General features: G+C 68.5%; 16 protein-coding genes and 2 rRNA genes. 13 read left to right on the forward strand and 5 right to left on the reverse strand.

What is annotated here, in order from left to right:
* Positions 1 to 145 precede the first annotated feature (145 nt).
* From ACLJPX_RS11290 to ACLJPX_RS11315, 6 genes are read left to right on the forward strand one after another with little or no spacing between them, the layout of a single operon-like run.
* A complete protein-coding gene (locus ACLJPX_RS11290) occupies positions 146 to 1,240 on the forward strand; it encodes a serine hydrolase (protein WP_410599999.1) in 1,095 nt (364 codons plus the stop codon).
* A gap of 22 nt (positions 1,241 to 1,262) precedes the next feature.
* Positions 1,263 to 1,730: an ArsR/SmtB family transcription factor gene (locus ACLJPX_RS11295; protein WP_101609523.1), complete on the forward strand. Its 468-nt coding sequence runs from the start codon at positions 1,263 to 1,265 to the stop codon at positions 1,728 to 1,730.
* Between the two features lie 37 nt (positions 1,731 to 1,767).
* The gene (locus ACLJPX_RS11300; protein WP_410600000.1) at positions 1,768 to 2,652 is read left to right on the forward strand and encodes a TIGR01777 family oxidoreductase; all 885 of its coding nucleotides are present in this window, start codon (positions 1,768 to 1,770) and stop codon (positions 2,650 to 2,652) included.
* A complete protein-coding gene (locus tag ACLJPX_RS11305) occupies positions 2,649 to 3,263 on the forward strand; it encodes a phosphatase PAP2 family protein (RefSeq protein WP_410600001.1) in 615 nt (204 codons plus the stop codon). The genes ACLJPX_RS11300 and ACLJPX_RS11305 overlap by 4 nt, the downstream gene beginning before the upstream one ends.
* A 10-nt stretch (positions 3,264 to 3,273) precedes the next feature.
* The gene (lipB, locus tag ACLJPX_RS11310) at positions 3,274 to 4,017 is read left to right on the forward strand and encodes a lipoyl(octanoyl) transferase LipB (protein WP_410600002.1); all 744 of its coding nucleotides are present in this window, start codon (positions 3,274 to 3,276) and stop codon (positions 4,015 to 4,017) included.
* Positions 4,018 to 4,077: 60 nt separating this feature from the next.
* Entirely contained in the window at positions 4,078 to 4,359 is a 282-nt protein-coding gene (locus tag ACLJPX_RS11315) for a hypothetical protein (RefSeq protein WP_101609527.1), read from the forward strand.
* Positions 4,360 to 4,423: 64 nt separating this feature from the next.
* Here ACLJPX_RS11315 and ACLJPX_RS11320 read toward each other — a convergent pair whose 3' ends face one another.
* On the reverse strand, positions 4,424 to 5,359 hold the full coding sequence (locus ACLJPX_RS11320; RefSeq protein WP_410600003.1) for an LLM class F420-dependent oxidoreductase: 936 nt from the start codon (positions 5,357 to 5,359) through the stop codon (positions 4,424 to 4,426).
* A gap of 25 nt (positions 5,360 to 5,384) precedes the next feature.
* The gene (locus ACLJPX_RS11325; protein ID WP_093938700.1) at positions 5,385 to 6,002 is read right to left on the reverse strand and encodes a TetR/AcrR family transcriptional regulator; all 618 of its coding nucleotides are present in this window, start codon (positions 6,000 to 6,002) and stop codon (positions 5,385 to 5,387) included.
* Positions 6,003 to 6,134: 132 nt separating this feature from the next.
* Here ACLJPX_RS11325 and ACLJPX_RS11330 point away from each other — a divergent pair, with 132 nt between their 5' ends.
* From ACLJPX_RS11330 to ACLJPX_RS11360, 7 genes are all read left to right on the forward strand, one after another.
* Positions 6,135 to 6,665, forward strand: coding sequence for a hypothetical protein (locus tag ACLJPX_RS11330; RefSeq protein ID WP_410600004.1), 531 nt, complete (start codon positions 6,135 to 6,137; stop codon positions 6,663 to 6,665).
* A gap of 43 nt (positions 6,666 to 6,708) precedes the next feature.
* Positions 6,709 to 7,665, forward strand: coding sequence for an oxidoreductase (locus tag ACLJPX_RS11335; RefSeq protein WP_410600005.1), 957 nt, complete (start codon positions 6,709 to 6,711; stop codon positions 7,663 to 7,665).
* Between the two features lie 37 nt (positions 7,666 to 7,702).
* Positions 7,703 to 8,704, forward strand: coding sequence for a lipoyl synthase (gene lipA, locus ACLJPX_RS11340; protein WP_181773779.1), 1,002 nt, complete (start codon positions 7,703 to 7,705; stop codon positions 8,702 to 8,704).
* Positions 8,705 to 8,765: 61 nt separating this feature from the next.
* A complete protein-coding gene (locus tag ACLJPX_RS11345) occupies positions 8,766 to 9,428 on the forward strand; it encodes a DedA family protein (RefSeq protein ID WP_410600006.1) in 663 nt (220 codons plus the stop codon).
* 9 nt (positions 9,429 to 9,437) lie between these two features.
* Positions 9,438 to 10,304, forward strand: coding sequence for a patatin-like phospholipase family protein (locus ACLJPX_RS11350; protein ID WP_410600007.1), 867 nt, complete (start codon positions 9,438 to 9,440; stop codon positions 10,302 to 10,304).
* Positions 10,305 to 10,411: 107 nt separating this feature from the next.
* Complete coding sequence (locus tag ACLJPX_RS11355) at positions 10,412 to 11,611, forward strand: Ig-like domain-containing protein (protein WP_410600008.1); 1,200 nt, start codon at positions 10,412 to 10,414, stop codon at positions 11,609 to 11,611.
* Positions 11,612 to 11,626: 15 nt separating this feature from the next.
* A complete protein-coding gene (locus ACLJPX_RS11360) occupies positions 11,627 to 12,394 on the forward strand; it encodes an SIR2 family NAD-dependent protein deacylase (RefSeq protein WP_410600009.1) in 768 nt (255 codons plus the stop codon).
* 5 nt (positions 12,395 to 12,399) lie between these two features.
* Here the strand turns inward: ACLJPX_RS11360 and ACLJPX_RS11365 are convergent, their stop codons facing one another.
* The 3 genes from ACLJPX_RS11365 to ACLJPX_RS11375 form a co-directional block, all read right to left on the reverse strand.
* A complete protein-coding gene (locus ACLJPX_RS11365; RefSeq protein WP_410600010.1) occupies positions 12,400 to 12,801 on the reverse strand; it encodes a nuclear transport factor 2 family protein in 402 nt (133 codons plus the stop codon).
* Between the two features lie 382 nt (positions 12,802 to 13,183).
* Positions 13,184 to 13,300: ribosomal RNA gene (rrf, locus tag ACLJPX_RS11370) — 5S ribosomal RNA — on the reverse strand.
* Positions 13,301 to 13,386: 86 nt separating this feature from the next.
* Positions 13,387 to 13,621: ribosomal RNA gene (locus ACLJPX_RS11375) — 23S ribosomal RNA — on the reverse strand; the annotation flags it as partial.

The raw sequence follows: 13,621 nt of genomic DNA on the forward strand, positions 1-13,621 counted from the left end.
AGTCCCGTGAAGGCCCTCGTTCCGCTCCGGCGGGACGAGGGCCTTCCTCTTTACCCGCAATTCGCCCTCTGGTCGCGAGGGTTTGACAGCCACCCAGAACTCTAGTATTCCGGAATTACGGAAAACAAGAGGGAGGGTGCCACCCATGCTGACCAGACGTCATCTGCTGACCGGCGCCGCCGTGGGGTCGGCGGCGCTGCTGCTGCCGGGAACCGCGAGCGCGGCCGAGCCGGACACGGGAACCGAACAGGGCTGGCTCGACTGGCTCGCCGCGCACCGGCGCGATATCTCCGTCGTGATCGACGACGGCGCGGGCCGGCGGGCTTCGCGCAACGCCGACGTCCGGCGGCTGCTGGCCTCGTCGGTCAAGGTCGTGCATCTCAGCGCGTACGCCGTCGCGGTCGCCGAAGGCAGGCTCGATCCGAAGGAGCAGATCAGGGTCGGCGGCTGGGACGCCCACCACCCGTTCGTGGCCGACGGCCGCGCGCACTTCCACGCGCTCACCTGGCTGGGCGTCCCCTGCGACGACTACGGCATCGCCAAGGACCCCGAACAGCGTGTCCCGCTGGCGAGGCTCCCCGAAGCGATGATCTTCTTCAGCGACAACGCCGCCACCGACTACCTGCGCACCCGCCTCGGCGATCCCGCCCTCCAGCTCGCGGCGGCACGAGGCGGGTGGGCGCGGCCGGACACCCGTTCGCTGGGCGGCGAGGTCCTGATGCTGATGATGCCGGAGAACGCGCCGCCGCCCGGCAGTCCCGTCGCGGTCCGGCGGGCGCTGGGCGACGCGGTGGCCCGGCGCTTCGTGGCCGACCCCGCGTTCCGTGCCGAAGCCTTCGCGCGCTTCCCGACCATGCCGGGGACGCCGGACGCGCAGTGGCCCTGGGTCAAGGGCCATGCCAGGGGGACGGCGTCGGAACTGTTCTCCCTCCACCGCAGCCTGGCGTCCGGTCGCTACCGGCCGGGCGGCGCGCTCGCCCGCGAGATCCTCGCCAGGCCGCTTTCCGACCGCGTGCCGCCCGGCGCGAGCGAAGTACTCATCAAGGACGGGGCCCTGCCGCGCACGCTCACCATCGGGCTTTCGGTCAGGTGGCCGGGAGGACGGTCCGGCACGGCGGCCGTCCTGCTCCACGGCGTGACGGACCAGGACACGCAGAACGAGCTGCCGCTCATCGACGCCTTGCTCGCGGCGCTGTCCGACCCGGCCCGGTTCGCCGCCCTGGAACGGGCGCTCGGCTGAGACGAAGGTATAGATAACCGGTATGAACGCTGAGCTCGCCGACCGGATCGCCGCCCTCGAAGCCCGGGTCGCCGCGCTCGAAGGCGGGCAGCGGACCGAACCGGCGGCGGGCCCCGGCGGCCTGATCGGCTACCACGGAGAGCTGACCGACCCCCTCGAACTGAGCTGGGCGATCACCGTCACCCCCGGCCCCGTGCTGGCGCTGGAGGACGGTCCGCGCGCCGAGGTGCTCGCGGCCCTGTCCAGCACCGCGCGGGTGGCACTCGTGCGGACGCTGGCCGAAAAGGGTGCCCAGTCCGCGCCCGCCCTGCAGGAGGCCGCCGAACTCGGCTCCCCCGGCCAGCTCTACCACCATCTCAAGGCGCTGACCGGCGCCGGGATCGTCGAGCAGGACAAGCGGGGCAGCTATCGCCTCCGCCCCGCCGCGACGATCCCGGTGCTGGTGCTGCTCACCGCCGCGTCGGACGTGGCCGGGCAACTGCGAACCTGAGCGTGCGCCCGGATCGCGGATACGACACGATCGGACAATGCGAGTTCTGATCGCGGGTGCGAGCGGACTGATCGGTACCTCCCTGACCAAGCGGCTCCGTGCGTCAGGGCACGAGGTGGTCCGGCTCGTGCGCCGGGAAGAGCGGGCCGCCGACGAACGCCGCTGGGATCCCCCCGCCGGGGAGATCGCCGACGGCGCGCTCGACGGCGTCGACGCCGTGGTGAACCTCGCGGGCGCGCCGCTCCTGCCCGGACGCTGGAGCGCGGCCCGCAAACAGGTCCTGCTCGACAGCCGGGTCGAACCGACGGAAGTGCTCGCCGAAGCCGTCGCCGAACACGGCATCCCGGTACTGGTCAACGCCTCCGCCGTCGGCTACTACGGCGACCCCGGTCCGTCCCTTGTGGACGAAAACAGCCCGGTGGGACGCGGTTTCCTCGCCGAACTCTGCACGGCGTGGGAAGGCGCCACCGAGACCGCGGCCACCGCAGGCGCCCGAGTCGTGCGCGTCCGCACCGGTCTGGTCCTCGCCCGCAAGGGTGGACTTCTCGACGTCCTGCGGCCGCTGTTCCGGTTGGGACTCGGCGGGAAACTCGGCGACGGCAAGCAGTACATGCCGTGGATCTCGCTCGACGACGAGGTCGGGGCGATCGTTTTCGCGCTGGAGAACGACTCGCTGTCCGGCGCGGTGAACCTCAGCGGACCGCAGCCCGCCACGAACGCGGTGTTCACGAAGGCGCTCGGCCGGGCCGTGCACCGGCCGGCGTTCTGGCAGGTCCCCGGTTTCGCGATGAAGATCGCCCTCGGTCAGGCGGCCGAGGAGATGGCGCTGTTCGGGCAGCGCGCCCTGCCCCGCGCGCTGGAGGAGGCGGGCTACCCGTTCCGCCACCCGACCCTCGAGGACGCGCTGGCCGCCGCGACATGACCCTGCAACGCGGTCTGTACTTCCTCGCCGGAGTCCTGCTGCTCATCGGCTTCGTCACCCTCGGGCTGCTCGTCGACGACCGGCCACCGCCGGTGGACGTCGCCCTCGCCGACGCGTTCCGCGGGCAGTACACCCGGCCCGCCGGGCAGGTGGCCGAGCTGATCACGAACGTCCTCGGCCCGGTCCTGCCGTTCGCGCTGGGCGCGGTGCTGGTGGTGATCGCCTGGCGCCGCCGGGACCTGACCGTGTTGTGCGTCAAACTGGCCGTCGTCCTGTTGCTGTGCCGCCTGACCAGCCTGATCGCCAAACCGCTGTTCTACCGGGAACGGCCTCGCGAATTCCCCGATCTGAGTTACCCGAGCGGGCATGTCGTGGCGGTCGCCTGCACCGGGTTCGTCGCGGTGCTGTTGTGCGCGTGGACCCGCCCGCGCCTGACCCGCCTGGCGATCACGATCGCCGTCGCGGCGACGGTGATCGGCGCGCTCTGCCGGGTCGTGCTGGGTGTGCACTGGCTGACCGACACGGCGGGATCCGTACTCGCCGTGGGCGGTGTCGGCCTGATTTCGGCGACCGGACTGGGCCTGCTGCCCCGGCCGGGGGATCCGGCGTAGTGTCGCGGGCGTGAGCTCTTCGACCACGTCATGCCGTGCCGCCAGCGAGCCCGTCGACGTCCGCGAGATCGGGACGATCGACTACACCGAGGCCTGGGAACTCCAGCGCCGGCACGTGACGGCCCGCGCCGACGGCGACGGCCCGGACACCATGTTGCTGCTGGAGCACCCGTCGGTCTACACCGCGGGCAAGCGCACCGAAGCCGAGGACCGGCCGACCGACGGCACCCCGGTGCTCGACGTCGACCGCGGCGGCAAGATCACCTGGCACGGGCCCGGCCAGCTGGTCGGCTACCCGATCATCAAACTCGCCGACCCGATCGACGTCGTGCACTACGTGCGGCGTCTCGAAGAGGCGTTGATCACCGTCTGCGACCAGCTCGGCGTGCACACCGGCCGGGTCGAGGGCCGCAGCGGTGTCTGGATCCCCGCCGACGACCGCGGCGTGGAGCGGAAGATCGCCGCGATCGGCATCCGCGTCCAGCGCGGCGTGACCATGCACGGTTTCGAGCTGAACTGCAATCCCGACCTGGGCGCCTTCGACAAGATCGTCCCGTGCGGCATCCGGGACGCGGGCGTGACGTCGCTGTCCTACGAACTCGACCGCGAGGTCACCGTGGCGTCGGTCCTGCCGATGGCGCGCGAAGCCGTCCTCGCCGCGCTGGAGGGCGACCTCCCGGTGAACGATGAGCGCTGGCTGCCGCGTCCCGAGGCACCCGCCGCCCCTGGTGTCACTTTTGCTTTGCAGAACTAGTTTTTGTGCCACCCTTCCCGGTAGGGCCGCGGAAACACCGCGGTCCCACTGGGAGGAAACATGCGCAAATTCGCGCACGCCGTCGCGGTCGTGGCCGCTGTCGGCGGAATGCTGGCCGCACCCGGCGTCGCGTCGGCGGCACCCCCGAGCTGCTGGACCGAGACCAACGGCTCGACCTGGGCCGCCGGCTTCTGTCCGGAGGGGACCTACAAGGTCGTCGTCCAGTACTGCCGTCCGAACTGTCACCGGGAAGAGGGTTACCCGGCCACCAACGGCAGGCCTTCGGGGATCTCCTTCAGCCCCGGCGGCTCCATCGCCAGCGTGGACGTCGAATACGTCTAGAAATCCGTGAAGGCCTCCTTCCCTACCTTGAGCGTAGGGAAGGAGGCCTTCACGGCATTCCGGTTCAGTCCAGCTGAGGAGCGACCTCGGAGGCGATCAGGTCGACCTGGTCCAGATCCGAGAGGTCCAGCAGCTGCAGGTAGAGCCGGGTGATCCCGGTCTTCTCCCGCCACTGCCCGATCTTCTCGACGACCTCGGACGGCGTCCCCGCGAGCCCGTTCTCACGCAGCTCGGAAACCTCACGCCCGATCACCGAAGCGCGCTTCGCCACCTCGGCCTCGTCGCGGCCCACGGCGACGACGAGCGCGACCGAGCGCAGGATCTCCTTGGGGTCGCGCCCGATCTCGCGGGCGGCGTCGTCGACACGGCCGAACTGCTCGACCGCGAAGTCCGGCCCCACGAACGGCAGGTTGAACTCGTCCGCGTAGCGAGCGGCGAGCGCCGGGGTGCGCTTCTTGCCGCCACCACCGATGATCACCGGCGGCCGGGGCCGCTGAGCGGGCTTCGGCAGGCCGGGCGACTCGACGAGCTTGTAGTGCTCGCCGTCGTAGGAGAACGTCTCGCCTTCCGGCGTCTCCCACAGTCCGGTGACGACCGCGAGCTGCTCGGCGTAGCGGTCGAAGCGCTCCTTGATCGGCGGCAGGTCGAGGCCGTAGGCGGTGTGCTCGTCGTCGTACCAGCCCGAGCCGATGCCGAGCTCGACGCGGCCGCCGGACATCTGGTCCACCTGCGCGACCGAGATCGCGAGCACCGAAGGGTGCCGGAAGGTGGCGGCGGTGACGAGGGTGCCCAGCCTCACCCGGCTGGTCTCCCGGGCGAGACCCGCGAGGGTGATCCACGCGTCGGTCGGCCCCGGCAGACCGGTCGCCGATCCCATCTTCAGGTAGTGGTCACTGCGGAAGAAGGCGTCGTAACCCGCGTCCTCGGTGGCCTTGGCCACCCGGAGCAAGTCTTCGTAGCCGGCCCCCTGCTGGGGCTCGGTAAAGATCCTGAGGTCCACGAAGGCCACCATATAGAGGAGGCCGTCAGCTCGCTTTCCCGTGTTCGGCGGGCGGAACACGGCGGAATCCGACGAGCAGCCGCACCAGGACCTCTTCGACCTGGGCGCTGACCTTCTTCGGCTCCGGCGAACTCGCGATCTCGATCGCGGCGCTCGACAGCGCGCCGAACAGCAGCCGCGCGGTGACGTCCACCGGGACGTCGTCGACCTCGCCGACCTCGATGAGCGACTGGATCCCGGTGCGGACCAGGCCGAAGCTGCACCGTTCTTCGGCCTCGCGCCAGCGTTCCCAGCCCATCACCACCGGGGCCTCGTGGATCGCGATCCGCTGGTACGCCGGGTCGAGACAGCTCTGCAGGAAGCCGCGCAGCCCGGCGAGCGCGCGTTCCCACGGCGAGTCCGGGCCGTTCATGATCTTTTCGAGCCTGTCGAAGACCTGGCTCTCGACGGTGTCGAAGGCAGCCTCGAAAAGCGCCTGCTTGCCACTGAAATGGTGGTAGAGCGCGCCCTTCGTCACCCTGGCCCGCTTGGCGATCTCGTCGAGAGACGTGCCGGCGTATCCGCGTTTGGTGAACAGCTCCACGGCACTCTCGACGAGTGCCGACCGGGTGGACTCGGAATAGTCCAGCCGCCTTGACCTCATTGTCGCCACCTTCACAACTTTACGCCGCCGGCCCCGCACCATACTCATGGTATGTTGGCTGCTGTCAGGTCCGTACCGGGAGTATGCCGCAAACCTGCGGTATGAACCGGGTCACGGAGGGGAGCCCACATCATGAGCTGGAACGACTTCTACCAGCGGCGCGACATCCTCGAAGCCGCACTCCGACAGGCGGGTCACCACCCGTCCGAGGCGATTTCACTTGAAGAAATCCCTGGCGCCACCCAGTACTTCGCGACCGAAGAAGAGCTTCTGGTCGCGCTTCGGTACAAGTGGAACCAGGTGTTCGCCGGCCACCTGCGCGCCGAGATGACCGATCCGGACTACGCCGATCAGGATCTCGCGCTCGACAGGGTCGAGGCCGTCACCCGCGCCTGGAACAGCGCCACGGCCGAACACGAGACCCTCCGCGCCGTTCTCGACGCGGCCCTCGAACGGTGCCCCGCGCTGATCCCGTCCCACGAAGCCGAACTGCGCACTCTCGCGCTGACGGCGGGACTGGCCGACGGCAAGGAACCGGCCGGGGACATCACCCAGGTCGGCAGCGCGTTCGCGACCCTGCTCCGGCACGGCCGTCACGCGAAGCCCGCCCGCCGCCGCAGCCCGATGGGACACCTGCTCCGGTTGCTCGCGCCGAGCGCGTGATCCGGCCTGGCGGGGCCACCTCCGATGTAGTTAGGTGACCGACATGGCTGCTCACGCGCGCTGGACCGAGGCCGACATCCCTGATCAGACCGGGCGGACCGTGTTCGTCACCGGCGCGAACTCGGGACTGGGGCTGCGGACCGCCGAGGTGCTCGCGGGCAAGGGGGCCCGCGTGCTGCTCGGCTGCCGGTCGCCGGAGCGCGGCGCGAAGGCACTGGAGCAGGTCCGCGCGGCCGCGACCGGGGAAGCACCCGAGCTCGTCCGCCTGGACCTCGCCGACCTCGAGTCGGTCCGCGAAGCCGCGAAGAAGGTCCAGGAGCTGTCGGGCGGCAAGCTCGATCTCCTGGTCAACAACGCGGGCGTGATGGCGACCCCGCGTGGCCACACCAAGGACGGCTTCGAGACTCAGTTCGGCACGAACCACCTCGGGCACGCGGTGCTGACCTGGCTGCTGATGCCGTCCCTGCGCGGCGGCTCGGGAGCGCGGGTCGTGACCCTGTCGAGCGTCGCGGCGACAGGCGCGCGCATCGACGTCGCCGACCCCAACTTCGAGCGCCGGATGTACAACCCGGGCTCGGCCTACGGCCAGTCGAAACTCTCCAATCAGGTGTTCGCGCTCGAACTCGACCGCAGGCTGCGCGCCGCGGGCGAGGATGTCATCAGCGTGGCGGCGCACCCCGGCTATACGTGGACCGGCCTCGGTTCGGGGATGGCCCGCTCGTACCGCAACCCGGTGGTGCGCGCGCTCGTCGGCGCGGGCAACCGGATCGGCGAGATCTTCATCGCGCAGAACGCCCGTCAAGGCACGCTCCCGCAGTTGTTCGCGGCGACCTCCCCCGAGGTCCAGGGCGGCGATTACATCGGCCCTCGCGGGCTCGGCGGGCTTCGCGGCGCCCCGGTCAAGGTGCGTCCCTTGCCCGCCGCGAGGAGCGAATCGCTCGGTGCCGCGTTGTGGGACGTGAGCACCAAGTTGACGGGCGTCACCCCCGACCCCGCGTGAGCGGCGACCACTACTGCGGCGAGCGTAGGGTGACGGGGTGAGTGCTGCCCCAGATGGCCGCAAGCTGTTGCGGCTCGAGGTCCGGAATTCCCAGACTCCCATCGAAAAGAAGCCGTCTTGGATCAAGACGCGCGCCCGGATGGGACCGGAGTTCACCGAACTCAAAGGCCTGGTGCGCCGCGAAGGCCTCCACACCGTCTGTGAAGAAGCCGGCTGTCCCAACATCTACGAATGCTGGGAAGACCGTGAGGCCACCTTCCTGATCGGCGGCGACCAGTGCACGCGGCGCTGTGACTTCTGCCAGATCGACACCGGCAAACCCGCCGAGCTGGACCGCACCGAGCCCCGCAAGGTCGCCGAGAGCGTCCAGGCGATGGGCCTGCGCTACTCGACGGTGACCGGCGTCGCCCGTGACGACCTCGAAGACGGCGGCGCGTGGTTGTACGCCGAGACCGTCCGCCAGATCCACGCGCTGAACCCGGGCACCGGCGTCGAGCTGCTGATCCCGGACTTCAACGCCGACCCCGACCAACTCGCCGAAGTCTTCGGCTCGCGTCCCGAGGTGCTCGCGCACAACGTCGAGACCGTGCCGCGGATCTTCAAGCGCATCCGCCCCGGCTTCCGCTACGCGCGGTCGCTGGAAGTCATCACCCGGGCCCGTGAGGCCGGTCTGGTGACGAAGTCGAACCTGATCCTGGGCATGGGCGAGACCCCCGACGAGGTCGCGCCCGCGATGAAGGACCTGGTCGACGCGGGCTGCGAAATCCTCACGATCACCCAGTACCTGCGTCCTTCGCCTCGGCACCATCCCGTCGACCGCTGGGTCAAGCCTGAGGAGTTCGTCGAGCACTCCAACGCCGCCGAGGCCATGGGCTTCGCCGGTGTGATGGCGGGGCCACTGGTCCGGTCCTCGTACCGCGCCGGGCGTCTCTTCGCGCAGACGAAGGCTCGCCGCGGCGAAGCGCTGTCGGAGAACCTGGCCCACCTCGCCGCCGAAGGGACCGCCGCCCAGGAAGCCAGCTCGCTGCTGGCTCGGTGACTCCGGTCACCCTCGCCGCGACCTCGTCACCCGAAAGGTCACGGATCAGTAATGTGACCTGGTGGCGTTGGTAACGGATCTTCTCAATTGGCTGCAGGGACTCCCCGAACCGGGACTGGTCGCGGCGACCGGCGGACTGGTGTTCGCCGAATGCACCATCGGGCTCGGCTTCATCGCGCCCGGCGAATCGGGGCTGCTGGTCGCGGCCACGACGGCGACGTCGGTCTCCCGCTTCCTGACCCTGTGGGCGGTCGTGACGGTCTGCGCCGCGCTGGGCGACTCGCTCGGCTACGCGATCGGCAAACGCTTCGGCCCGCGCCTGCGTGAGACGAAGCTGATCCGCAATTACGGCCTCGACGCCTGGGACAAGGCGACGGGCGTGCTCGAACGGCGAGGCGCGTGGGCGGTGTTCTTCGCGCGGTTCCTCCCGGTGATCCGCACGCTGACCCCGGCGGCGTCCGGCACCTCGGGCCTGCCGTTCCGCAAGTTCCTGCCGGCCGCCGCGGCCGGTGCGGCCTGCTGGTCGGCGATCCACATCGGCATCGGCGCCGCCCTCGGTGAGGCCGCGAAGAAGGTCGAAGGCGTGCTGAACACCAGTGGTCTGGCCATCGTCGGCGTGCTCGTCGGCGTCGCCGTGTTCTTCCTGCTGCGCTACAAGAAGAAGAAAGCGCTCGGTGTCACAGCCGAAGAAGCCACCCCGGCGAAGGTCGGCGCGGAGGACTAGATTCCGGGCATGGCCGCCCTGAACCTGCCCCAGCCGATCGGTTTCGTCCTCGGCGGTGGAGGCAGCCTCGGCGCCATGCAGGTCGGGATGCTGCAGGCGCTCTCGGAAGCGGGCGTCGCCCCGGACCTCGTCGTCGGCACTTCGGTGGGTTCCCTGAACGCCGCCGTCCTCGCGCTCGGGGACGAATCGGGTGACCGGCTGAACCGGATCTGGTCGCGGATGACGCGGCACGAGGCGTTCCCCGGCGGCGTGCTCAGCCAGGTGCGGACCCTGCGGCACAGCAAGACCAACCTGTTCCCCAACACCGGTCTCGCCGCGATCGTCGACGAGCACATCGGCGAGGGCGTCCGGTTCGAGGACCTCGCGCTGCCGCTGGGCGTCGTCGCGACGGACGTCGACACCGCCGAGCCGCTGCTCATCCGCTCAGGGCCCGTTCTGGCGCCGCTGCTGGCCAGCTGCGCGATCCCGGGGATCTATCCGCCGGTGCCGTTCGGGGACCGCATGCTCTACGACGGCGGCCTGGTCGCCAACGTGCCGATGCGCCAGGCGCTCGCGATGGGCGCGAAGTCGCTCGTCGTCCTCGACTGCGCCTTCCCCGGCAAAATGCCCGGCACTCCGCAGACCTTCGCCGAGGTGATGATGTTCACCGCGATGATCAGCATGCGGAACCAGGCCGTGCTGGAGGCACCGATCGCCGCGGCCGAAGTGCCCGTGGTCTACGTGCCGGGACCGAAGCCGGTGCGGGTCAGCCCGCTGGACTTCAGTCACACCACGACTTTGACCGCCGAGGCCTACGGCGCCGCGAAGACCTATTTGGGTGAATTGAGCGTGGACGGCCCCGGTCTTTATGGTGCGCCAGGTCTCGTCGTGGGCTGACGAGCAACCATCCGGCATCGATCGCGTCTTCGTCTTCGCGTACTTTTGAAAAAGGACCTTTCCGCTGATCGAGCGACGTACTGGTTATATTTCAAAGAGAGAACTATATGTTTCCCAAGAAGACATTACTTTCGACGGCCGGAATACTCGCCGCGATACTGCTGATCTCGGCTTGTTCGTCCTCGGGCGGGAACGGTCCCGCGAATTCGACCGGTACCAGTGCCGAATCGGGCGAAAGCCCGGTCTCGGTGACCATCGATCCGGCGGGCGGGACCGACGTCAATCCGGCGACCCCGGTGGTGGTCAAGGCCGAGCACGGCAAACTGACCGACGTCACGGTCAGCAACGCCGACAAGGGCAACCAGGTCAAGGGCGAACTGGCGGGCGACGGGCTCAGCTGGAAGACCGTCGAGCCGCTCGGCTACGGCAGCACCTACAAGATCGTGGCGCATGCCCAGGGCACCGACGGAAAGCCCGTGGAACAGCAGAGCAGGGTGTCCACCCTGAGCCCTAAGCAGCAGGCGAACCCGAACCTGATCCCGGCGCCCTCGGCGGTCGCGTCCGGCGGGGTCGGCGTCGGGCAGCCGATCGTGTTCGCGTTCGGCCAGCCGGTGAAGAACAAGGCCGACGTGGAGAAGAAGCTGTCGGTGGAGTCCACGCCGAAGCAGGAGGGCTCCTGGTACTGGATCGACGACAAGAACGTCCATTACCGCCCCAAGGTGTACTGGCAGCCGGGGACGACGCTCAAGGTGTCGGCGATGATCTACGGCGTCGATTTCGGCAATGGCGTCTACGGCGCGACCGACCGCACCGAAACGTACAAGGTGCACGATTCCTGGGTCGCGAAGGCCGACGGCAACACCGAGCAGATGCAGATCTTCCACAACGGCCAGCTGGCGAAATCGATGCCCATTTCCATGGGCAAGGACGCGACGCCGACGCATTTGGGCGCGCACGTCATTTCGGACAAACACGAGAATTACACGATGGACTCGTGCACCTACGGCGTCTGCCAGGGACAGCCGGGGTACTACAAGGCGAACGAGAAATGGTCGCTGCGCATCTCCAACGACGGCGAGTTCGTCCACGAGAACCCGAACAGCGTCGGCGCGCAGGGCAGCTCGAACGTGTCGCACGGCTGCATCAACCTCAACGCCGCCAACGCCCAGTGGTTCTACCAGAACATGGGCCTCGGCGACGTCGTCGAGGTGACCAACTCGGGCGGCCCGCAGCTGCCGGTGTGGGACCTCTACGGCGACTGGTCGAAGTCGTGGGCGGACTGGCAGGCGGGCAGCGCCGTCAAGTAGGGGCATGATGGGCCGGTGACCACCACCGGCCCCGATGCCGCACTGAGCAAGGCCCGCACGCTCGTGGCCGGCGCCGGCCGGATCGTCGCACTGACCGGCGCCGGGATCTCCACGGATTCGGGCATCCCCGACTTCCGTGGCCCGCAAGGCCTGTGGACCCGCGACCCGGCCGCGGAGAAGATGTCGAACCTCCAGGCATACCGAGGCAGTCGCGAAGTCCGGGAACGGACCTGGCAGGCGCGGCTGGTGCACCCCGGCTGGGATGCAGTGCCGAACGCCGCGCACTACGCGCTCGAACGCCTGTCGCCGACGCACATCGTCACCCAGAACATCGACCGCCTGCATCAGAAGGCTGGTTCTCCGCCGGAGCAGGTGCTGGAACTGCACGGGACGATGTTCGAGTCCGCCTGCCTGTCCTGTGACGATCACCGGGACATGCGCGCGACCCTCGAGCGCGTTCGAGAGGGCGAGACCGATCCGCCCTGCCTGGAGTGCGGCGGCATCCTGAAGTCCGCCACGATCTCGTTCGGCCAGCACCTGGATCAGACCCTGCTCCGGGCAGCGCGTGCCGCCGTCTCCGAGAGCGATCTCCTGCTGGTGGCAGGGTCTTCGCTGAGCGTGCAGCCGGCCGCCTCGCTGGTGAGCGTCGCTTCACGGGCTGGGGCCGATGTGGTGATCTTCAATGGCTCCGAAACGCCGTATGACTCGATGGCGACCGCGGTCGTCCGCGGTCCGCTCGGCGAGACGCTCCCGGCCCTCACCGCTTCGGGTCACGTCTCGTGAGTGGGTCAGGATGCGGCTGACGGAAGGTCCATGATGCCAGTGGCCTGCGACCAGACACAACGCCACGTGCCGCCGGCCTTGGTGTAGACGTCGGTGTGCCAGGCCTCGTGCCGCGGGATGTCCGCGCCGTCGACGGTGAGTTCGATGAAGCACCGATAGCGGAGGACGACGACGTCGGTGCCGACGATGGCGTCCACGTCGCCGGTCAGCTCCAGTTCCCGGTAGGCGACCCGCCCCGTGGTGAGGAGATCCAGGTACTCGGCCTTCGTCCACACGGCGCCGGTCGGGTTGCACAACCGGTACTCCGCGGCGTGCAAGCGGTCGTAGGTATCGCGATCCACGTCGAGGAGACATTGGATCCGTTCCTGCTCGGCCTTGATCACCTGGCCGGCCACGTCGTCGGTCATCCCCGCTCCTGTCCACTCGATCGGCTCTGGTCGGCGCCACCTGCACCGGTGCCGAGCGCTTGAGCATGGCCATCGTCTACACGGTATCGGGAGACCAGGAGTACAGGCGAGGGTCTCGTGTCCGCTGTCGGTGGGCTGAAGGGGCCCTTCGGTCTAGTCGGAAGTACGTGAAGGCCCCCTTCCTTGCGTTAGACGCAGTGAAGGGGGCCTTCATGTACTTCCGCGGTCCAGGAACCTTATGGGGTGCGGTCTCGTGAGTGGTAAAGACGGTTAGAACCGTCTTTACCACTCACGAGGTTGTGGGTCTGGGTATGAGAAAAGGTCTGGGACCTGGGAGAACCTCGGGGGTTCTCGACCAGGTCCCAGACCTTCTTTAATGTTAGTCCGGCGGTGTCCTACTCTCCCACAACCCTTCGGTTGCAGTACCATCGGCGCTGTCAGGCTTAGCTTCCGGGTTCGGAATGGGACCGGGCGTTTCCCTGACGCTATAACCACCGAAACACTGTGAAACACACTCCCACTCCCTCGGAAGAGAGAAGGGTTGTGTGGTGTTTCAGAGCTGTAGAGTGGATGCGTAACATCTTTGTGGGCAAGTCCTCGGCCTATTAGTACCAGTCAACTCGACAACACATTACTGTGCTTCCATTTCTGGCCTATCAACCCAATGGTCTGTTGGGGGCCTTAACCCATATAGGGTGGGATACCTCATCTTGGAACAGGCTTCCCGCTTAGATGCCTTCAGCGGTTATCCCTTCCGAACGTGGCCAACCAGCCATGCCACTGGCGTGACAACTGGCATACCAGAGGTTCGTCCGTCCCG

It is taken from the genome of Amycolatopsis sp. lyj-90 (assembly GCF_046549035.1).
Taxonomy (GTDB): domain Bacteria; phylum Actinomycetota; class Actinomycetes; order Mycobacteriales; family Pseudonocardiaceae; genus Amycolatopsis.

Coding starts and splice junctions, on each gene's coding strand:
- ACLJPX_RS11290 (WP_410599999.1), top strand. CDS start 146: ATGCTGACCAGACGTCATCTGCTGACCGGCGCCGCCGTGGGGTCGGCG.
- ACLJPX_RS11295 (WP_101609523.1), top strand. CDS start 1,263: ATGAACGCTGAGCTCGCCGACCGGATCGCCGCCCTCGAAGCCCGGGTC.
- ACLJPX_RS11300 (WP_410600000.1), top strand. CDS start 1,768: ATGCGAGTTCTGATCGCGGGTGCGAGCGGACTGATCGGTACCTCCCTG.
- ACLJPX_RS11305 (WP_410600001.1), top strand. CDS start 2,649: ATGACCCTGCAACGCGGTCTGTACTTCCTCGCCGGAGTCCTGCTGCTC.
- ACLJPX_RS11315 (WP_101609527.1), top strand. CDS start 4,078: ATGCGCAAATTCGCGCACGCCGTCGCGGTCGTGGCCGCTGTCGGCGGA.
- ACLJPX_RS11325 (WP_093938700.1), bottom strand. CDS start 6,002: ATGAGGTCAAGGCGGCTGGACTATTCCGAGTCCACCCGGTCGGCACTC.
- ACLJPX_RS11330 (WP_410600004.1), top strand. CDS start 6,135: ATGAGCTGGAACGACTTCTACCAGCGGCGCGACATCCTCGAAGCCGCA.
- ACLJPX_RS11335 (WP_410600005.1), top strand. CDS start 6,709: ATGGCTGCTCACGCGCGCTGGACCGAGGCCGACATCCCTGATCAGACC.
- ACLJPX_RS11350 (WP_410600007.1), top strand. CDS start 9,438: ATGGCCGCCCTGAACCTGCCCCAGCCGATCGGTTTCGTCCTCGGCGGT.
- ACLJPX_RS11355 (WP_410600008.1), top strand. CDS start 10,412: ATGTTTCCCAAGAAGACATTACTTTCGACGGCCGGAATACTCGCCGCG.
- ACLJPX_RS11365 (WP_410600010.1), bottom strand. CDS start 12,801: ATGACCGACGACGTGGCCGGCCAGGTGATCAAGGCCGAGCAGGAACGG.